The sequence below is a fragment of the Bradyrhizobium sp. 6(2017) genome, assembly GCF_011058295.2.
In the GTDB taxonomy this organism is placed as follows: Bacteria; Pseudomonadota; Alphaproteobacteria; order Rhizobiales; family Xanthobacteraceae; genus Bradyrhizobium; species Bradyrhizobium septentrionale.
Genome location: NZ_CP049289.2, coordinates 9,549,695 through 9,568,631, shown reverse-complemented (window position 1 = coordinate 9,568,631; position 18,937 = coordinate 9,549,695). Strand labels below are relative to the sequence as shown.

At 64.8% G+C, this 18,937-nt stretch carries 17 protein-coding genes; 10 read left to right on the top strand and 7 right to left on the bottom strand.

The genetic code is table 11. From position 1 onward, the window contains the following. Positions 1-43: 43 nt before the first annotated feature. Positions 44-901 (bottom strand): Bug family tripartite tricarboxylate transporter substrate binding protein, encoded by an 858-nt coding sequence (locus G6P99_RS45465; RefSeq protein ID WP_246709429.1) that lies wholly within the window; start codon positions 899-901, stop codon positions 44-46. Positions 902-1,134: 233 nt separating this feature from the next. On the opposite strand from G6P99_RS45465, the gene G6P99_RS45460 reads away from it, so the two are divergent. The 3 genes from G6P99_RS45460 to G6P99_RS45450 all read left to right on the top strand — a co-directional run bounded on the left by G6P99_RS45460 (position 1,135) and on the right by G6P99_RS45450 (position 4,333). Further along, on the top strand, positions 1,135-1,524 hold the full coding sequence (locus G6P99_RS45460) for a carboxymuconolactone decarboxylase family protein (protein ID WP_029078003.1): 390 nt from the start codon (positions 1,135-1,137) through the stop codon (positions 1,522-1,524). Positions 1,525-1,596: 72 nt separating this feature from the next. Further along, positions 1,597-2,958 carry a 3-carboxy-cis,cis-muconate cycloisomerase gene (gene pcaB, locus G6P99_RS45455; RefSeq protein ID WP_029078002.1) on the top strand — a complete coding sequence of 454 codons (1,362 nt, stop codon included), beginning with the start codon at positions 1,597-1,599 and terminating at the stop codon, positions 2,956-2,958. A gap of 118 nt (positions 2,959-3,076) precedes the next feature. Next, a complete protein-coding gene (locus tag G6P99_RS45450; protein WP_029078001.1) occupies positions 3,077-4,333 on the top strand; it encodes an aminopeptidase in 1,257 nt (418 codons plus the stop codon). Between the two features lie 7 nt (positions 4,334-4,340). Here G6P99_RS45450 and G6P99_RS45445 read toward each other — a convergent pair whose 3' ends face one another. The 3 genes from G6P99_RS45445 to G6P99_RS45435 are packed head-to-tail and all read right to left on the bottom strand — an operon-like array spanning position 4,341 to position 7,204. Then, positions 4,341-5,273, bottom strand: a complete 933-nt coding sequence (locus G6P99_RS45445; protein ID WP_051345948.1) for a GNAT family N-acetyltransferase — start codon at positions 5,271-5,273, stop codon at positions 4,341-4,343. An 11-nt stretch (positions 5,274-5,284) separates the two neighbouring features. Then, a complete protein-coding gene (locus tag G6P99_RS45440) occupies positions 5,285-6,343 on the bottom strand; it encodes an amidohydrolase family protein (protein WP_165126795.1) in 1,059 nt (352 codons plus the stop codon). A gap of 45 nt (positions 6,344-6,388) precedes the next feature. Then, positions 6,389-7,204: an MBL fold metallo-hydrolase gene (locus tag G6P99_RS45435; RefSeq protein ID WP_029077999.1), complete on the bottom strand. Its 816-nt coding sequence runs from the start codon at positions 7,202-7,204 to the stop codon at positions 6,389-6,391. 174 nt (positions 7,205-7,378) lie between these two features. Between G6P99_RS45435 and G6P99_RS45430 the strand changes: the two genes are divergently transcribed. Further along, on the top strand, positions 7,379-8,317 hold the full coding sequence (locus G6P99_RS45430; RefSeq protein WP_029077998.1) for an alpha/beta fold hydrolase: 939 nt from the start codon (positions 7,379-7,381) through the stop codon (positions 8,315-8,317). A 69-nt stretch (positions 8,318-8,386) separates the two neighbouring features. Here the strand turns inward: G6P99_RS45430 and G6P99_RS45425 are convergent, their stop codons facing one another. Then, entirely contained in the window at positions 8,387-9,907 is a 1,521-nt protein-coding gene (locus G6P99_RS45425) for a hypothetical protein (protein ID WP_029077997.1), read from the bottom strand. Continuing rightward, complete coding sequence (locus tag G6P99_RS45420) at positions 9,904-10,656, bottom strand: ABC transporter ATP-binding protein (protein ID WP_029077996.1); 753 nt, start codon at positions 10,654-10,656, stop codon at positions 9,904-9,906. Before G6P99_RS45420 ends, G6P99_RS45425 begins: the two co-directional genes overlap by 4 nt. Before the next feature lie 293 nt (positions 10,657-10,949). Here G6P99_RS45420 and G6P99_RS45415 point away from each other — a divergent pair, with 293 nt between their 5' ends. From G6P99_RS45415 to G6P99_RS45390, 6 genes are all read left to right on the top strand, one after another. Continuing rightward, a complete protein-coding gene (locus G6P99_RS45415; protein ID WP_165126793.1) occupies positions 10,950-11,825 on the top strand; it encodes a branched-chain amino acid ABC transporter permease in 876 nt (291 codons plus the stop codon). 9 nt (positions 11,826-11,834) lie between these two features. Then, positions 11,835-12,986: a branched-chain amino acid ABC transporter permease gene (locus G6P99_RS45410; protein ID WP_165126791.1), complete on the top strand. Its 1,152-nt coding sequence runs from the start codon at positions 11,835-11,837 to the stop codon at positions 12,984-12,986. After that, complete coding sequence (locus tag G6P99_RS45405) at positions 12,983-13,741, top strand: ABC transporter ATP-binding protein (protein WP_029077993.1); 759 nt, start codon at positions 12,983-12,985, stop codon at positions 13,739-13,741. Before G6P99_RS45410 ends, G6P99_RS45405 begins: the two co-directional genes overlap by 4 nt. Positions 13,742-13,751: 10 nt before the next feature. Next, entirely contained in the window at positions 13,752-14,531 is a 780-nt protein-coding gene (locus G6P99_RS45400) for an ABC transporter ATP-binding protein (RefSeq protein WP_029077992.1), read from the top strand. Positions 14,532-14,670: 139 nt separating this feature from the next. Then, positions 14,671-16,509, top strand: coding sequence for an AMP-dependent synthetase/ligase (locus G6P99_RS45395; protein WP_029077991.1), 1,839 nt, complete (start codon positions 14,671-14,673; stop codon positions 16,507-16,509). A 134-nt stretch (positions 16,510-16,643) separates the two neighbouring features. Then, entirely contained in the window at positions 16,644-17,843 is a 1,200-nt protein-coding gene (locus G6P99_RS45390) for an ABC transporter substrate-binding protein (RefSeq protein WP_029077990.1), read from the top strand. Between the two features lie 151 nt (positions 17,844-17,994). On the opposite strand, the gene G6P99_RS45385 is transcribed toward G6P99_RS45390, so the two are convergent. Continuing rightward, complete coding sequence (locus G6P99_RS45385) at positions 17,995-18,747, bottom strand: transglutaminase-like cysteine peptidase (RefSeq protein WP_029077989.1); 753 nt, start codon at positions 18,745-18,747, stop codon at positions 17,995-17,997. Between the last annotated feature and the right edge of the window lie 190 nt (positions 18,748-18,937).

The following is an 18,937-nucleotide window of genomic DNA, read 5'->3' as shown; positions in this document are numbered from 1 at the left end:
GCCAACAGGTGTCTCGCGAGCCATGATGCGACAGAGCTCTCGTCTATTGCGGCTGGATGCCGGCCGCCTTGACCTCCGCCGACCAGCGCACGACCTCGCTCCTGACGAAGGCGCCGAACTCGGCGGGCGCCAGCGGCGCCACGATCACGCCAACATCGGCGAGCTTCTTCTTCGTCTCCGGCATTGCGAGGTACCTGGCGCATTCGGCGTAGATCCTGTTGACCACCGGCTCCGGCGTGCCGGCCGGCGCGAACAGCCCGTACCAGATCGTGGCCTCGAAGCCGGGCATCGCTTCCGACAGCGCGGGCAGGCCCGGGGTGAGCTCGTTGCGGGTCGCCGACGTCACGCCGATGCCACGCAAGGTGCCACCCTGCATCTGCGGGATCGCGACCGAGAAATCGCCGAACGTCAGGTCGATCACCCCCGCCATCACGTCGGTCATCGCCTGCGGCACGCCGCGATAGGAGGCGGCGATCAGCGACAGGCCGCCGCGCGATTGCAGCTGCGCGATCGAGATCTGCGACGCGCCGGAGCCGTAACCCGCGGTCAGATTGGGAGTGGCCTTGGCGTAAGCGAGGAATTGCGGCAGGTCCTTGGCCGCAAGCTTCGGGTTGACCAGCAGCACCATCGCCGTCGTGGTGGTGCGGATGACCGGCGCAAAATCCTTCACCGGGTCGTAGGGCAGGCTCTTGAGCGTCGCGACGTTGCTGGCATGGGTCGTGTTGGTACCCATCAGCAGCGTGTAGCCATCGGGCGCGCTGCGGGCGACTTCCTGGGCGCCGATGCTGCCGAGCGCGCCGGCGCGGTTCTCGATCAGCACGGTCTGGCCGAAGGCGTCCTGCAGATGCTGGCCGACCAGCCGCGCGACATTGTCGGGGCCGGCGCCGGCCGGGAAGGGCACGATGATCTTGAGCGGTCGTTGTGGGAGCCGTCCGCCGCGAGAGCCGGCAGGACCGGAAGTGCCGAGAGCAGGACGGCAAGCAGCCCCAGCCGTAACTTCATTCCGGTCCCCTTCGCGCCTGCTTTGATAAATTTATACGGATAAATACGTCAGAAATGCAAGCGGAAGGCCTTTCGCAATATTGAGGTGCGCCATAATTATCCGTATAAATAGCCCATACAGGGAGCCAGACGATGGTCGACATCAGCGATCTCCATGCGCGCGGGCTGCGGCGGCGTCAGAAGATGTTCGGCGAGGGCGATGTCGCCAAGCGGATGGCGGCTGCCGGTGATTTTGGCACGCCGCTGCAAAACATCATCAATGCTTATGTCTACGGTGACGTCTGGGAGCGCAGCGGGCTGTCCGACCAGATCCGTAGCCTCGTGATGCTCGGCATCACCGCGGCGAGCAGCAAGCCCGCCGAGTTCCGCGTTCATGCCAAGGGCGCGCTGGCCAACGGCTGCACCGCCGCGCAGGTGCAGGACGTGCTGCTGCTGGTCGCGATGTATTGCGGCATTCCGGCTGCGATCGAGACCAGCAAGATCGCAGCCGAGGTGTTCGGCGAGGTGCCTGCCGAGGGGTAGGGCGCAGGGCTGCGCCGTGATAGGGACTTTGCCGACTGCGATCGGCAATAGGATGCGCCCAAGGATCTGTCCATGTCCGGCTTCCCCACCTCGACCACCGTGCTCGATTCCGTGCTGTTTCGCGATGCCTTCGGCACAAGCGAGATGCGCGAGGTGTTTTCCGATCTGCGGCTGATCTCCCGTTATGCCGAGGTCGAGGTCGCGCTGGCCAGGGCCGAAGCACGCTGCGGCGTGGTCCCGGCGGAAGCTGCCGAGGAGATCGCCGAGCGTACCGATGTCGCCGCACTCGACTTCGACCTGCTGAAGCAGGAGACCGATGTCGTCGGCTACCCGATCCTGCCGCTGGTGCATCAGATGGTGAAGCAGTGCGGCGAGGCCGGCCGCTATGTTCATTGGGGCGCGACCACGCAGGACATCATGGACACCGCCGTGGTGCTGCAGCTGCGCGACGGTCTCAGGATTGTCGAGGCCGACATTGCTGCATTGCGCACCATCCTCGCCGATCTCTCGAAACGCTACCGCGACACGCCGATGGCCGGCCGCACCCATCTGCAGCAGGCGCTGCCGGTGACCTTCGGCTATAAGACCGCGATCTGGCTCGCGGCCTTCGATCGCCATGCCGCGCGCTTGGCGGAGCTGAAGCCGCGCGTGCTGGTCGGGCAGTTCGCCGGCGCCGCCGGCACGCTGGCCTCGCTGGGCGACAAGGGCTTCGACGTGCAGAAGGCGCTGTGCGAGGAGCTTGGCCTCGGCGTTCCGGTCTCCACGTGGCATGTCGCGCGCGACGGGCTGGCGGAAGCGGTGAATTTCCTGGCGCTGGTCACGGGAACGCTCGGCAAGATCGCGCTCGACATCATGATCATGGCCTCGACCGAGTTCGGCGAGGTCTACGAGCCCTTCGTGAAGGGACGCGGCGCGTCCTCGACAATGCCGCAAAAGCGCAACCCGATCTCGTCGGAGCTGATGCTCGCCGCCGCCAAGGCCGTGCGCCAGCATGCCGGCCTGATGCTGGATGCGATGGTGCAGGATTTCGAGCGCGCCACCGGCCCGTGGCACGCCGAGTGGATGGCGATCCCGGAAAGCTTCGTGCTGACCGCCGGCGCGCTGCATCAGGCCAGATTCGCGCTTGGCGGCTTGATCGTCGACGAGAAGCGGATGGCCGACAATCTCGACATCAGCCGCGGGCTGATTGTGGCGGAGGCCGTAATGATGGGCCTGGCGCCCGCGATCGGGCGGCAGGAGGCGCATGATGTGGTTTACGACGCCTGCCGTGTCGCCAACGACAAGGGCCTGACGCTGGCCGCGGCGCTCGCCGCGGATCAACGCGTCGTAAGCCGGATCGATCGGGCGACGATCGACCGCCTCACCGCACCGAAAAACTATCTCGGCCTCGCGCCCGAGATGGTCGACCGGGTGCTTAATTCAGTGAAGCGGTAAAATTCGAGGCAATTGCTCGCCGTCGCGTGATCGGGTGCGGCGGGCGGGAACCTTGCGAATGCGGATCGAATTGGACTACGAATCCTCAACACCCTCAAACGACACGGCCGGACACTTCATGACCGCACATCAACGCAACCTTTCCGCCTCGATCGATCCTGTAAAACTCGATCGGCTCGCCGAAGTCGCGATCAAGGTCGGCCTGCAGCTGCAGCCGGGGCAGGATCTGCTGCTGACGGCACCCTCAGTGGCAATGCCGCTGGTGCGGCGGGTCGTGGAGCATGCCTACAAGGCCGGCGCCGGTATCGTGACCCCGTTCTTCTCCGACGAAGAGCTCACGCTGGCGCGCTACCGCTACGCCAACGATGCGAGCTTCGATCGCGCCGCGGGCTGGCTTTACGAGGGCATGGCGAAGGCGTTCGGCGCCAACACCGCGCGGCTTGCGATCGTCGGCGACAATCCGATGCTGCTGTCGGGCGAAGACCCGGCGAAAGTCGCGCGCGCCAGCAAGGCCAATTCGATCGCCTACCAGCCGGCGCTGGAGAAGATCGTCAATTTCGACACCAACTGGAACATCATCGCCTATCCGAGTGCGTCCTGGGCGAAGCAGATGTTCCCCGATGATGCCGAGGACGTCGCGGTCGCCAAGCTGGCGGATGCGATCTTCGCCGCGTCCCGGGTCGATCAGGATGGCGCCGTCGCCGCCTGGGACAAGCACAATGCCAGACTGCGCGAACGCACCGACTGGCTCAACGGCCAGCGCTTCCACGCGCTGAAATATTCCGGTCCGGGAATGGATCTCACGATCGGGCTCGCCGACGGCCATGAATGGGAAGGCGGCGCCTCGACCGCCAAGAACGGCATTGTCTGCAATGCCAACATCCCGACCGAGGAGGTCTTCACCACGCCGCACTGCCGCCGCGTCAGCGGCCACGTCGTCAGCTCCAAGCCGTTGTCCTATCAAGGCACGCTGATCGACAATATTTCGGTCAAGTTCGAGGAGGGCCGCATCGTCGAGGCCAAGGCCTCGCCCGGCGCAGAAGTCTTGAACAAGGTGCTCGACACCGACGAGGGCGCACGCCGCCTCGGCGAGGTCGCGCTGGTGCCGCATTCCTCGCCGATCTCGAAGAGCGGGCTGCTGTTCTTCAACACGCTGTTCGACGAGAATGCCGCCTCGCACATCGCGCTCGGCCAGTGCTACTCGAAATGCTTCGTTTGTGGCGACAGGCTGACGCCGCAGCAAATCGCCGAGCAGGGCGGCAACAAGAGCCTGATCCACATCGACTGGATGATCGGCTCGGCCGACACCGACATCGACGGCATCCATGCCGACGGCCGCAGTGTGCCGGTGTTCCGGAAGGGCGAGTGGGCGTAGGGCGCGGCTAGCGAGGCTTGCGCTCGCGCGCGGCGATCAGTTCGCGGCGCGGGGCGCTGAAGCGGCAGGTCTCGTGCTGCGGCCGGAAGCCGAGCCGGCGGTAGATCTTCAGCGCGGGCGCGTTGCGGCTCGAGACGTTGAGCCAGCAGGGATGCTCAACCGAGACGTCGTGTGCGCTCAGCACGCGATAGACCAAGAGCTGGCCGAGCCCGCGTCCCTGCCGCGCCGGGTCGACGGCGACCGATTCGATCCACATCGAGTTCCGCTCCGGCTCGGTCAGGCAGAATCCCGACACCTGCCCATCCTCCGACGCGATCCAGACCCCGCTCTCGGTCAGCACCTGCGCCATCTCCTCCGGTGAATACAGGCGGAATGCGGCGTCCGAGGCATAGGCGGCATTGTGGATGCGTGCGACCTCGGCCGCGCAAGCGGTGACGTCGGTCACCTGCTCGATGGTGGCGCGGGCGGCCGCAAGCGTACGGGCCGGTTGCAACGGCTCGACGCACTTCATCCCGATCTCGGACTCGACATGAACAAAGCCGAAGGCGGTCACGAAGGCCATTCCTGCCGGCCAATCGCTGCTCACCAGCGTCTGCACGGTGAGATCGGGATCGGCGTCGATCGCAAGGATGTCGTCGATCAGCGCGAGGCCGATCCGGCGGCGGCGCATCTCGGGCGCCACGACGATCTTGAGGAACCGGGAATGATGCGCGCCCTGGTCGCGCAACGAGGATTCGGCGAGGCCGACGAGCCGGCCATTCCGCTCGGCAATACGAAAGTCGCGCCCGCCACGATTCTGCGGCAGCTTCAGGAACTGGTCCCATTGCGGCAGCGTGACAGGTCCCAGCCGCGGTTCCACCGCAGCTGCCTTTGCGTAAAGTGCGACCACCGCTTCCGCATCAGCCTCGCGAAGCGGTCGGATGGTGATGCCGTCATCCATGAGTCGAGAGCTTACCCGATATCGAGCCGATAGACATCCTTTGCCGTCTTCGAGAACAACGCGGTCTTCTCGGCTTCGCTATATTGTGAAGCAAGCCGTTTAAAGGTGTTAAAGATCACCTGGTAACTGCACTGCCCCTTATCAGGTGGGAAGTTGCTCTCGAACATGCAACGGCTTGGGCCGAAGGCCTCGATGCAGGTTTCCACATAGGGCCGCCAGGCGGCGGCGAGTTCCTCCGACGACGGCGGCCGGGGGCGGAGGTGGAAGTCGTAGCCGAGCAGGCACATTGCAAGCCCCCCGAGCTTGACCACGACATTCGGGCATTTGGCGATCTCCTGGATCGACGCCTTCCAGACCGGAAAGGTCTCGGCGCGCTTGCCGGCGAACCGGCCGGTGCCGACCGGGCCGCCGCAATGGTCGAGCACGATCCTTGTGTCGGGAAAGGCGCTGGCGAGGTCGGTGAGCTCGCCGATCTGCGGGTGGAACAGCCAGGCGTCGAAGCTGAGGCCGAGCGGTGCCAGGCAGGCAAAGCCCTTGCGGAAGGTGGAATCGAGCAGAATTCCCTTCGGCCGGTTCGCATACATGTGGGCGACGTTGGGGTCCTCGTCCCAGGCCGAGGAGTGGCGGATGCCGCGGAACCGGCCGTTGCCGGCGGCGATCTCCGCCTCCAGCACCGCCTTGGCCTGGTCGCCGATCAGAAGATTAACGTGGCTGACGATGCCGGCGCAGATCGCGGCCTTGCCGTACCCGCCGCTCGCCGCCATCGCCGCGACGCCGTTGGCGAACTCGACCTCGCCGACCGGGCGGAACGCCTCCGGGCCGTCGGCGCGATACATCGACCGGCAATCGACATAGACGGTGGCAACGATGTTGTGGCCGGAGGCGATGTCGTCGCGCATCTCCTCGACCAGATAGCGCAAGCCCCCACGATCCCAGAGATGGTGATGCGGATCGACGATCGGCCTGCCAGGATCGATGATCTCCTCGGTATATTGGGCGAGCCAGTCTTGGCGCGGGTTGGCATAGAGCCCGCTGGCGGAGGCGGGCAGAGTGCTGGTGCTGGTGGCCATCGATTCTTCACTCCCGTTTGGTTTTGCTTCTTCTTGTAAGAGACTTCACACCCCGTCGAGGATGATCACCGTCGGCGTCGCCGGCAGGGTGTCGCGCGAAATCCGCAACGTGCGCTCGCCGCCGCGGCGGTCGATCTCGAATTGCTGGCCGATCAGGCGCATGAACTCGTCGAGCGGGGTCGCGAAGCGGTGCATCGGCAGCACGACGGCGGCACGCAGCCGCTTGGTGATCTCGGAGACGCCGTCGAGCGACATCGTATAGGTGCCGTCGATCGGCACCATCACAATGTCGAGTCGGCCGATCGCGGCAAAATGGCTGTCGTCGAGCTTGTGATGCAAATGGCCGAGATGGCCGATGCAGAGGCCGGCAACCTCGAAGATGAAGATCGAATTGCCGTCCTTGATCATCTCGCCGCCGGAGCCCTCGCCCCAGTAGCGGCGGATGTCGGTGGTGACGTTGCGGATATAGACGTCGCCGATCCGCATCGCATAATGCGCGGCCCCGCCTTTCTCGCCCCAGCCGTGCAGCACGTGGGGAATCCTGGGGTCGGGGAACAGCGTGTAATGCGTCGCGTGGGCCCGGTTCATCGTCACGACATCGGGCAGCCGCCCGGTCTGATAGACGCCGTTGTAGTCGGTCGCGATCCGGATACCGCCCGGCGTGTCGATGTAATACGTCGAATGGCCTGCATAGGTAATCGCGACCTCATCGGCCTTGGCCGCGACGCGCCGGTAGTTCACCGGAATGGCGCGCGGCGGCGCACTCGCCATCGCCAGGCATTCGCTGCGCTGGGCGTCCTGCGCGAAGGCGTGGCTGGTCAACGTTCCGAGCACGACGAGTGCGGCGAGCAATCTCAGCATGACCTGTTCCGTCTGCGGCGGCATCCGCGGCCGCGAGACTATCGCGCAATTGGCGTGCCGTCATGATGAGACCGGCGCATCGCTCCATGGCGCTGAGTGCAACACGATCCGGGGGATTAATCCGGCAGGACGCGCTACCATGCCGAGCAGATCACAGCGATCAGGGAGTTATGCGTGACTGACACTGCCCCTTCGCCGCGCGCATCATCGACCAAGCGGCTCGAGCCCTTGCGCCATGTCGATGCAGGCGCGCTCAACATCGCCTATTACGAGGCCGGCCCCGCCGACGGCCCGGCGGTGATGCTGATGCACGGCTTTCCCTACGACATTCACTCCTATGTCGACGTCGCGCCTGACCTGGCGGCGCAGGGCTGCCGCGTCATCGTGCCCTATCTGCGCGGCTACGGACCCACGGTCTTCCGCGACAAGGCGACGCCGCGCTCGGGCGAGCAGGCGGCGGTCGGGGCCGACATGATGGCGCTGATGGATGCGCTCGGCATCAAGCGCGCGGTGTTCGCCGGCTACGATTGGGGCGGCCGTGCCGCCTCGGTCGGTGCGGCGCTCTGGCCGGAGCGCTGCATCGGGCTCGTCTGCACCAATGGCTACATGACCCAGGACATCGCACATGCGATGGTGCCGGCGCGGCCGGATCACGAGGCGGCGCTCTGGTATCAGTATTACTTCCAACTCGAGCGCGGGCGCGCCGGGCTTGCCGCCAACCGGCGCGGCATCGCGAAGCTATTGTGGTCGCAATGGTCGCCGAGCTGGGCGTTCGATGAGGCCTGCTTCGAGCGTAGCGCGCTCGCATTTGACAATCCCGATTATGTCGACGTTGTGATCCACAGCTATCGGCATCGCTTCGGCCTTGCCGACGGGGATCCGCAATATGCGGAGGTGCAGCGGCGGCTGGCCGCCTTGCCGGTGATCACCGCCCCCACGATCTCGCTCGACGGTGCCGACGACGGCGTGACGCCTGCGCGCGACGGCAGCGCCAGCGCGGCAAAATACACCGCCCGCCGGGCCCATCGCGTGATCCCGGGCGCCGGACACAATCTGCCGCAGGAAGCCCCGGAGGCGTTCGCCGCGGCGGTGATGGAGCTGGTGAAAGGCTAGAGCGTTTTCGAGCGAAGTGGATACCGGTTCGCGTGAAGAAACGCGTCAAACAAGAATCTAGCGTGGTTCTCACGCGCGCCGCGGGCTGATCTTCCAGGCGATGACGAGCGTCAACAGCGTCAGAATGCCGCTGACGAGCGCGGCCGACGGGATCGTCAGGACCAGCGCCGCGGTTGCCGCCCAGCCGATCGAGGAGAAGGCTTCCGCGAAGGTGGCGATGCGGGAGGAGGTCTGGCGCCGGCGGAACTGGCTGCGGTTGGCCTGGACGCGGAACCAGAGTTGCACCGCGGCGGCGGATGCGGTCGCGATGACGATCGCGATCGCCGTGACCGCGGCCTGCTGCGGCGAGGCAAATGCCAGTGCGGCCACCAGCGGCGCGAAGATGACGGCGATCGCGATCAGCACGACCTCGACCTTGGCGCGGGTCACGCGTGACGGCGGCAGCGGCGCGGTCGCCACCAGATCGGGCGCGTCCTCGCCCGAGATGGTCAGCCAGGCGAGCCCACCGGCGAGCTGGCCTGCGGCCATCACGATGACGGGCGTGATCAGCACGATCGCGGTCGAGGTGCCGGAGAAGCTGCGCCACAGCATCAACGCCGGCGGCACCAGATAGAGCATTTGCATCAGGGTCTGCGACAGCAGCCACGGATCGCGGCGCAGCAGCAGAAACTCCTTGCGCCGCAGCGCCTGCTGCCGCGAGCCGGGGCGGAATGCGCGGGCGCGCCCCCGCGTCACCGCAGCTGGATTGGCGGCGACGCTCGCGACGGTGTCGGCAAACCGTGGTGCGAACACCGCCATCACGACGCCGAGCATCACCAGCGCAGCGGCGAGCAGCAGCAGCATGATGTCGAGATCGCCGAGCGATGCCCGCGCCGGCCACCACAGCAGGCTGTCGGGGGCGGGGGCAATTCGAGCCGCGGTATCCGAGGTCAGGAACGCAAAGCGCGACAGCGTGCCGTAGGACAGCACCGCGACCACCTGCAGGGCGATGACGAAACCGGCGCCGATGACGGCGGAGACGATCTGCGCCACCAGCCGGGTCCGGCTCGGCCCGATCAGGCGAAACAGGAAAGCGGTGACGGCGATCGCGGCAGCCGCCGCCGACAGCCCGATCGCAAGGACGACGCCGAAGCCGGCGAGCCAGCGCGGGCCGCCGAGATAGACCAGCACGTCGACGAATGGCGTCGACAGCAAGAGCGCCATGCTGCTCACCGTCAGCGCGATCGCGGCGATCCGGATCGAGAAGATGTTGGTCAGCTTTGCCGGCGACGACATGATCAAATCGAGATCGGCGCGGGCATAGAACACCCGCGTCACCGACTCGATCGCCTGCGACAGCATCAATGCCCAGGACAGGAAGATCGTCGCGGTCAGCACGATCAGCGACGACGGGTCGAGCGGAAACCGCAGGTCGACATAGCGGGCGACCACGGCATAGGCCGGCAGATGCAGGATCGCCGCGAACAACAACAACCCGATCACGGCACGGTTGCGCCGGCGCCGGCCGCCGGTCATCATCGCCAGCCATTCGCGCCAGGCTAGGCGGAATTCGTGGCGGACGAACCAGGTGAGATGGGCGGTCGAGCTCACGCGGCTGCCGCCTCGGTGTCGACCAGCGCGATGAACATGTCCTCGAGGGTCGTGTCGTTGCGGCCGTTCTGCTCCCGCAGCTCGGCCAGCGTGCCCTCGGCGATCAGCCGGCCGGCCGCGATCACGCCGATGCGGTCGGCCATCCGTTCGGCGACTTCGAGAATATGGGTCGTCATGATCACGGTGCAGCCGGCGCGGACGCGCTCCTGCAGCAGGCCCTTGACGTGACGCGCCGACAGCGCGTCGAGGCCGGTCAGCGGTTCATCGAGAATGATCAGGCGGGGATCGTGCACCAGCGCGCCGGCGAGCGCCACCTTCTGGCGCATGCCCTTGGAGAAGCCTTCGCAGCGTTGGTTGAGATGCGGCTCGAGCCCAAGCGATATCAGGAGATCGTGCGCCGACCGCTCCGACGTGCGGGGGTCGATGCCCCAGAGGCCGGCGACGAATTCGAGATATTCCAGCGGCGTCAGCTTGTCATAGATCATCGGCTCGTCGGACACCCAGGCCATGATCTGCTTGGCGGCGACCGGATCGGCCAGCGCATCGATGCCCAGGATCGACACCGAGCCGGCATCGGGCCGCAGCAGGCCCGCCACCATGCGCAAGGTCGTGGTCTTGCCGGCGCCGTTCGGCCCGAGCAGCGCGTAGAATTCGCCGACACGGATGGTGAGATCGAGCGCGTCGACCGCCGGGCGGTCAAAACGCTTGGTTAACCCTCGCACGGCGAGTGCCGACAGTTCGGATGTCATGGCGTGGTGGCGATCCGGGATTGCGCTCTTCGGTTGCGTGAGCTTGGACAAAAACCGTTTCGGTGCGGTGAATCGCGCAGGACAAATCGAAGCTGATATCCGTATTAGTCCGTGCTGCGGCATTTATCCGCAAATGTGATGATGCTTACGGATCAAGGGTTTGTTGACAGGGATCGGGCCTTTTGGCTCAATCGGGGCGGACATAGGCAGCTTTCAGCGCTTCCGACACAAGGGCGCGAAGGCGGGATGCAACGAGCGATCGGAAAGAATCGCCGGGCATCGGGGAGGGAAGGATGCTGGACTTTGTTCAGCAGCTCGTCAGCGGCATCGCGCTCGGCTGCGTTTACGGCCTGATCGCGCTCGGCTTCGTGCTGGTCTACAAGGCAACCGAGGTCGTCAATTTCGCGCAAGGCGATTTGATGATGCTGGGCGGCTTTTTCGCCTTCACCTTCATCGGCATGCTCGGGCTGAATTACTGGGTCGGATTCGCCGGTGCGGTGATCTGCATGGCGCTGTTCGGCATGCTGGCCGAGCGGGTCGTGGTGCGACCGATCCTCGGCTATCCGCAATTCTCCATCATCATGGCGACGATCGGGCTCGGTTATTTCCTGCGCTCGATCACCGGCATGATCTGGGGCACCGACGACTTCAAGATCGAAACCCCGTTCAGCCAGGGCGTCTTGAGGATCGGCAGCCTGGTGCTCGCCTATGACAAGCTGTCGGTGATCGCGGCGACCATCATCCTGTGCGCGTTGCTCTATCTGTTCTTCAACCGCACCACGCTCGGCACCGCGATGCGCGCCAGCTCCGAGAACATGCTGGCTGCCTATTACATGGGCATTCCGGTCAAGCGCGTGGTGTCGATCGTCTGGGCGATCTCGGCGGCGGTGGCGACCTGCGCCGGGGTGCTGCTGGCGCCGATCACCTTCATCCATTCCAATGTCGGCCTGGTGCTGGGGTTGAAGGCGTTTCCGGCCGCCGTGCTCGGTGGCTTCGGCTCGATCCCCGGTGCTGTGGTCGGCGGCGTCCTGATCGGCGTGATCGAGAGCATGGCCGGCTTCTATCTGCCGCAGGGATGGAAGGACGTCGCGCCCTACATCGTGCTGCTCGCGGTGCTGCTGCTCAAGCCCGAAGGCCTGTTCGGCCTTCACGTCCGCAAGAAGGTTTGAGGAGCGAGGATGCGGTTTCTCTTCAAGACCAATTATGAAGACGACATCAGGCTGTTCCCACATTCGGGCTATGTCTATTCCTACGGCCTGTTGCTGGCGGTGCTGCTGATCGCGCCTTACGTGCTCTCAAGCTACCTGATGAGCCAGCTCGTCTTCGTCTGCATCTATGCAACCGTCGGCGTCGGGCTCTTGATCCTGACCGGCTTCACCGGACAGGCCTCGCTCGGCCACGCCGCGTTTCTGGCGATCGGCGCCTACACCGCGGCCTATCTGCAGCAATTCAACGTGCCGTTTCCGGTCTACTTCCTCGCGGCGGGGCTGTTGACCGGCGTGGTCGGCGCGCTGGTCGGATTTCCGGCGCTGCGGCTGCAGGGCATCTATCTGGTGATCGCGACGATCTCGTTTGCCTTCATCGTCGAGGAAATCCTGGCGCGCTGGGAAAGCGTGACCCATGGCAATGAGGGCATGCGGGTCAAGGCCATACAGTTGTTCGGCACCACGATGTCGCGCGACGGCCCGACTTTCTATTATCTCTGCCTCGCGGTGCTGGTGCTGACCATCGTCGGCACGCTCAATCTGCTGCGCTCGCCGACCGGCCGCGCCTTTGTCGCGATCCGCGACAGCGAGACCGCGGCGCGCAGCATGGGAATCAATGTCGCGCTCTACAAGGTGAAGTCGTTCGCGATCTCGGCGGCGATCACCGGCTTCGCCGGCGTGCTGTTCGCCCACAAGCTCTCCTTCATCTCGCCCGAGATGTTCACGCTGCAGCTCTCGATCGAGTTCATCATCGTGATCCTGATCGGCGGCACCTTCAGCCTGCATGGCGCGGTGCTGGGCGCGATCTTCCTGGTCATGATCGATCCGTTCCTGACCTATCTGAAGGACGATATGCCCGGCGTGATCGCAGGCATTGCCGCAACCCTCGGCGCCGGCACGGAGCGCGCCGGACATATCCAGGACGCGGTCGCAGCCTTTGCCTCCGCCAACGGGCTGAAGGGCGCGATCTACGGCGTCATCATCGTGGTGTTCGTGCTGTTCGAGCCGCTCGGGCTCTATGGCCGCTGGCTCAAGATCAAGCTCTTCTTCCAGCTGTTCCCGCTCTACAAGCGCGCGACCTTCAAGCGGCAGAAGATCTACGTGAAATCGGAGCGGAACAGATGAGCTATTTCCGCGCCGAGAACCTGTCGCTGCATTTCGGCGGCCTCAAGGCGGTCGATGCCGTCAGCTTCGCGGTCGAGAAGGGCGAGATCCTGTCGATCATCGGGCCCAATGGCGCCGGCAAAAGCTCGATCTTCAACCTGATCTCGCGGATCTATCCGCCGACCTCGGGCAGGATCTTCTTCGAGGATCAGGACATCACCCAGGAGCCGGCCTACGATATCGCGAGGCTCGGCATCGCCCGTACCTTCCAGAACATCGAGCTGTTCGAGAATGCCACCGTGCTGAGCAATCTCCTGGTCGGACGCCATCGCCACTCCACCACCCAGCTCTGGCAGGAGCTGCTGTTCCTGCCGAGCGTCCGCGCCGGCGAGAAGGCACATCGCCGGCGGGTCGAGCAGGTGATCGAATTCCTCGATCTCGAGCCCTATCGCGACAAGCTGATATCGGGCCTGCCTTACGGCGTACGCAAGGTGATCGAACTGGCGCGAGCGCTGTGCTCGGAGCCGAAGCTGATCCTGCTCGACGAGCCGTCGTCGGGCCTCAATGTCGAGGAAACCGACGACATGTCGTTCTGGATTCGCGACATGAAGAGCGAGCTCGGCATCACGGTCTTGATGGTCGAGCACGACATGACGCTGGTCAACCGGGTCTCCGACCGCGTGATTGCGCTGAACTACGGCCGCGTGCTGGCGATGGGCTCGCCGTCGGAGGTGCAGCATCATCCCGACGTCGTCGCAGCCTATCTCGGCGCATGAGGATGATGCCATGAGCACATCAGACATCATCCTCAAACTCTCCAATATCGAGAGCTATTACGGGCCGATCATGGCGATCCGCGGCATCAGCCTCGAGGTGCCGCGCGGTCAGATCGTGACGCTGCTCGGCGCCAACGGCGCCGGCAAGACCACCGTTTTGAAGACGATCTCCGGCATCCTCGATCCGCAGAAGGGCTCGATCGAATTCCTGGGCAAGCCGATCCAGCGCATGGAGGCCGATCGGATCGTGCGGCTCGGCCTCAGCCATGTGCCGGAGGGGCGGGAGGTGTTTCCGTTCCTGTCGGTGCGCGAAAACCTGATGATGGGCGCCTATCTGCGCAAGGACCGCGACGGTGTGGCGCAGGACCTCGAGCGCGTCTACGGCTATTTTCCACGGCTGAGGGAGCGACTCGGCCAGCCGGCCGGGCAGCTTTCGGGCGGCGAGCAGCAGATGCTCGCGATCGGGCGGGCGCTGATGAACCGGCCGACGCTGCTGCTGCTCGATGAGCCGTCGCTTGGGCTGTCGCCGATCCTGGTAAAGGAGATCTTCACCATCATCCGCCGCGTCAATGAGGAGCAGGGCATGTCGATCCTGCTGGTCGAGCAGAATGCCAAGATCGCGCTGGAGACCGCGCATTACGGCTACGTGCTGGAGATCGGGCGTGTCGTCATGAACGACACCTGCGAGCGGCTGATGAATTCGCCGGATATCCAGGAGTTCTATCTCGGCGCCAAGGAAGCCGGCGCGCGGGGTGAGCGGCGCTGGAAGAAAAAGAAGACGTGGCGTTGAAGGTCGGCGTTGAAGAAAGCTGGCGCTGAGGAAGGTTTGGCGTTGGGAACGAGTTGGAGCTAGATTTCAGGCCTGTTTCGCGAACAAGACCGGCACGAAGGCCCGGCACGTGAGGCAGGCGGCAGAGGAGGGAGCGCGCATGGCAGGACCAGCGGTGCTGACGGTTGCCGACACGATCGCGAGGAGCTTTCTGCTCGCGGTACAGACGCGTGGTGACAAGCCCGCGATCCGCGAGAAGAAGTTCGGCATCTGGCAGCCGACCAGCTGGCGCGAGTGGCTGCAGATCTCCAGGGATATCGCCTTTGGCCTGCATGCGACCGGCTTCCGCCCCGGCGACGTCGCCTCGATCATCGCCAACGCGGTGCCGGAATGGGTCTATGCCGACATGGGCATCCTGTGCGCCGGCGGCGTCTCGTCCGGCGTCTACCCGACCGATTCGGCGGCGCAGGTCGAATATCTCCTCAACGATTCCCGCACGCGGGTCATGTTCGTCGAGGACGAGGAACAGCTCGACAAGGTGCTGACCTGCCGGTCGAGCTGTCCGACGCTGGAAAAGGTCGTGGTCTTCGACATGGAGGGCCTGAGCGGCTTCTCAGATCCGATGGTGCTGTCGCTTGCCGAGTTCACGGCGCTCGGCCGCAATCATGCGCAGGGCAATGACGCCTTGTGGGACGAGATGACCGGCAGCCGCACCGCCTCCGATCTCGCGATCCTGGTCTACACCTCGGGCACCACAGGTCCGCCCAAGGGCGCGATGCATTCCAACCGCAGCGTGACGCACCAGATGCGCCATGCCAACGATCTCTACCCCTCGACCGACAACGAGGAGCGGCTGGTGTTCCTGCCGCTCTGCCACGTCGCCGAGCGGGTCGGCGGCTATTACCTCTCGCTCGCGCTCGGCTCGGTGATGAATTTTGCCGAGAGCCCGGAGACGGTGCCGGACAATCTGCGCGAGGTGCAGCCGACTGCGTTCCTCGCGGTGCCCCGGATCTGGGAGAAGTTCTATTCCGGCATCACCATCGCGCTGAAGGATGCGACCCCGTTCCAGAACTGGATGTACGCCCGCGCGCTTGCGATCGGCAACCGGATGACCGAGTGCCGGCTTGAGGGTGAGACGCCGCCGCTGTCGCTGCGGCTCGCCAACCGCGCGGCCTATTGGCTGGTGTTCCGCAACATCCGCCGCATGCTCGGGCTCGACCGCTGCCGGATCGCGCTGACCGGCGCGGCGCCGATCTCGCCGGACCTGATCCGCTGGTATCTCGCACTCGGCATCGACATGCGCGAGGTCTACGGTCAGACCGAGAATTGCGGCGTCGCGACCATGATGCCGGCGGAGCGGATCAAGCTCGGCTCGGTCGGTAAGGCCGCGCCCTGGGGCGAGGTGATGATCTGCCCGAAGGGCGAGATCCTGATCAAGGGCGACTTCCTGTTCATGGGCTATCTCAACCAGCCGGAGAAGACCGCCGAGACGATCGACGCAAAAGGCTGGCTGCACACCGGCGATGTCGGCGCCATCGACAACGAAGGCTATGTGAAGATCACCGACCGGATGAAGGACATCATCATCACCTCCGGCGGCAAGAACATCACGCCGTCCGAGATCGAGAACCAGCTCAAATTCTCGCCCTACGTCTCGGACGCCGTCGTGATCGGCGACAAGCGGCCGTATCTTACCTGCCTGATTATGATCGATCAGGAGAATGTCGAGAAATACGCCCAGGACCAGGACATCCCCTTCACCAATTACGCGAGCCTGTGCCGCGCCCGCGAGATCCAGGATCTGATCCAGCGCGAGATCGAGGCGGTCAACGTGAAATTCGCCCGCGTCGAGACCGTCAAGAAATTCTACCTGATCGAACGCCAGCTGACGCCCGAGGATGAGGAGCTGACGCCGACCATGAAGCTGAAGCGCAGTTTTGTGAACAAGCGCTACGCGGCCGAGATCGACGCCATGTATGGCGCGCGGGCGGTGGCATAGAGCATGGTCCGGAAAAGTGTGAAGCGGTTTTCCGAATAGATCATGCTCAAGAATAGATGCGACGACGGACTTGGCGAAGGAGCGAGCAGGCCCGACCCTTCGCTCAACATGGGCCACTGAAGGAGGAGACTGCAATGTCGAAATCGCTGAAGGCGCTGGGCCTTGCGGTGAGCGCGCTGGCGCTGACCTGTCTGCCGGCCGCAGCCCAGACCAAGGTCACCAATGAAGGCATCTCGCCGACCGAGATCGTGATCGGAACGCATCAGGACCTGTCCGGCCCGATCAAGGTCTGGGGCGTTCCGGTGTCCAACGGCATGAAGATGGCGGTGGAGGAGATCAATGCCAGCGGCGGCATCAACGGCCGCAAGATCAAGATGATCCTCGAGGACAACGGCTACGACCCGAAGAAGGCCGTGTTGGCCTCGCAGAAGATGGTCGAGCGCGACAAGGTGTTCGCGATGATCGGCCCGATGGGCTCGCCGACCGTGCTCGCCGCGCAAGACATCCTGTTCGATGCCGGCGTGCTGCAGCTGTTCCCGCTGACCGCTGCCGAATTCACCTTCAAGTTCGATCCCGCCAAGCCGCAGGAGCGGCTGAAGTTCAACAACCTCTTGCCCTATGTCGAGAGCACGCGCGCCGCGCTCAAATACATGATGGACTGGAAGAACTTCAAGAAGCCCTGCATCATGCATCAGGATGACGAGTACGGCAAAAACGTGCTCGACGGCTTCACGCAGCAGCTCGGTGCGATGAAGGTGCAGCCGGCCTCGGTGACGAGCTACAAGCGCGGCGCTTCCGACTTCTCGGCGCAGGTCGCCAAGATGAAGTCCGACGGCTGCGACCTCGTCGTGCTCGGCACCGTGATCCGCGAGACCATCGGCGCGATGAACGAGGCGAAGAAGCTCGGCTGGGACGTGACCTTCCTCGGTGCCACCCCGACCAACGTGCTCGAAGTGCCGGCGCTCGGCAAGGAGGCCGTCGAGGGACTCTACGCGGCGTCAGGCTTCGAGATTCCCTATGAGGACACGGCCAAGGGCAAGGTGAAGGACTGGCTGCTCAACTACAAGAAGATGTTCAACTCCGACGCCAACACCCAGGCGATCATCGGCTATAACGCGGTGATGACCTTCGCCTTCTACGCGCAGAAGGCCGGCAAGGATCTCACCGGCCAGAAGATGCTGGACGCGCTGGAGTCAGGCGACAAGTTCCTCGACATCTTCAGCTCGCCGCCGACCAAGTTCACCAAGACCGATCATCTCGCCAACACCATCACGCAAGTCCAGCAGGTCAAGGGCGGCCGCTGGGTGCTGGTGAAGGACAATTTGATGTTCTGAGCGGGCGAAACTCACCGTCGTTCCGGGATGGTGCGCCAGCACCAGACCCGGAACCTCGAGATTCCGGGTTCACGCTCACGCGTGCCCCGGAATGACGTCGAGACCGCAACGCGATCCGTCGCGGCCGGTCAGCGCTCCTGAACCGGATGCGTCAATTCCCCCGCGCAGCCGGCCGCCATGCGGCTTCGGCGACGAGCGGCGCATCGACATATCGGCTGACGCCATGCTGGTCGATCACGAAGGTCGGCCGAAAACTCCTGATGTCGGCGTCCTCGATCATCGCCATGCGGCGGTTGTCGAGCGTCAGCCAGCGGCCGTCGAGCCGCGCCGCGACCACGGCATGGTCCTCGCCGCCGATGAGGTCATGCATGACGACGATCCGCAGATCTTCCGGCGCGACGCCGGCGATGCGTAGCGCCACGAATTTCGCGATCGCATAGTCCTCGCAATCGCCGCTGCCGCGGGCAAAGGTGGCGAGCGGCGTCGCCCAGACGTCGGGCTCGCCATAGGTCGCAAGATCGTTGCCCGGGCGGATCGCGAGGTTGATCGCGCGGTTGATCGCACCGAGCCGGGCGCGGCCGTCGCGCGCCCGTCCGGCATCGACGATCGCGAGGAAACGCAGCGCCTCCGGCGATGCACAACCGGTGCGGTCGCCTTCACAGATGGCGAGCTGCACCAGCTCGTCGGCGAGCTGGCGCTGCACGCCGCGCCATTTGTCATGCAGGCCGCCGTCGGCCAGCAGGCTGGTCGCGAGGCCAAACGGCTCGGTCGATTGTCTGAACAGCGTTGCCGGGCCGGGCGAAAGCAGCGAGGCGGCGTTGAGCTCGGCGGCCGGCGCGGCCAGCGCGAGGCCGACGCCGAGCATGACGGCGCGCAGCGCAAATGAGCGAACCGAGAATCCCATGTGACACCCCCTGTCCGCTCTTCGGCGGGTGGATGCTGCACCGCGCACGCGACCGGATCGTTTCATGCCGTCCAGCATGGCAAGCGATCCGTTCGAATCGATTTAAGATGTGGGGAAACCGGACGAGAGGCTGAAGGGCGCGTGGGCCGGGTCCCGAAAACTTTACCGGTTTGTGAAACGAACCGGCGAA

Bases quoted from the DNA above. Each gene is read 5' to 3' on its own strand.
- G6P99_RS45460 (WP_029078003.1), top strand. From the start codon at position 1,135: ATGGTCGACATCAGCGATCTCCATGCGCGCGGGCTGCGGCGGCGTCAG.
- pcaB (WP_029078002.1), top strand. From the start codon at position 1,597: ATGTCCGGCTTCCCCACCTCGACCACCGTGCTCGATTCCGTGCTGTTT.
- G6P99_RS45450 (WP_029078001.1), top strand. From the start codon at position 3,077: ATGACCGCACATCAACGCAACCTTTCCGCCTCGATCGATCCTGTAAAA.
- G6P99_RS45445 (WP_051345948.1), bottom strand. From the start codon at position 5,273: ATGGATGACGGCATCACCATCCGACCGCTTCGCGAGGCTGATGCGGAA.
- G6P99_RS45440 (WP_165126795.1), bottom strand. From the start codon at position 6,343: ATGGCCACCAGCACCAGCACTCTGCCCGCCTCCGCCAGCGGGCTCTAT.
- G6P99_RS45435 (WP_029077999.1), bottom strand. From the start codon at position 7,204: ATGCTGAGATTGCTCGCCGCACTCGTCGTGCTCGGAACGTTGACCAGC.
- G6P99_RS45420 (WP_029077996.1), bottom strand. From the start codon at position 10,656: ATGACATCCGAACTGTCGGCACTCGCCGTGCGAGGGTTAACCAAGCGT.
- G6P99_RS45415 (WP_165126793.1), top strand. From the start codon at position 10,950: ATGCTGGACTTTGTTCAGCAGCTCGTCAGCGGCATCGCGCTCGGCTGC.
- G6P99_RS45410 (WP_165126791.1), top strand. From the start codon at position 11,835: ATGCGGTTTCTCTTCAAGACCAATTATGAAGACGACATCAGGCTGTTC.
- G6P99_RS45405 (WP_029077993.1), top strand. From the start codon at position 12,983: ATGAGCTATTTCCGCGCCGAGAACCTGTCGCTGCATTTCGGCGGCCTC.
- G6P99_RS45400 (WP_029077992.1), top strand. From the start codon at position 13,752: ATGAGCACATCAGACATCATCCTCAAACTCTCCAATATCGAGAGCTAT.
- G6P99_RS45395 (WP_029077991.1), top strand. From the start codon at position 14,671: ATGGCAGGACCAGCGGTGCTGACGGTTGCCGACACGATCGCGAGGAGC.
- G6P99_RS45390 (WP_029077990.1), top strand. From the start codon at position 16,644: ATGTCGAAATCGCTGAAGGCGCTGGGCCTTGCGGTGAGCGCGCTGGCG.
- G6P99_RS45385 (WP_029077989.1), bottom strand. From the start codon at position 18,747: ATGGGATTCTCGGTTCGCTCATTTGCGCTGCGCGCCGTCATGCTCGGC.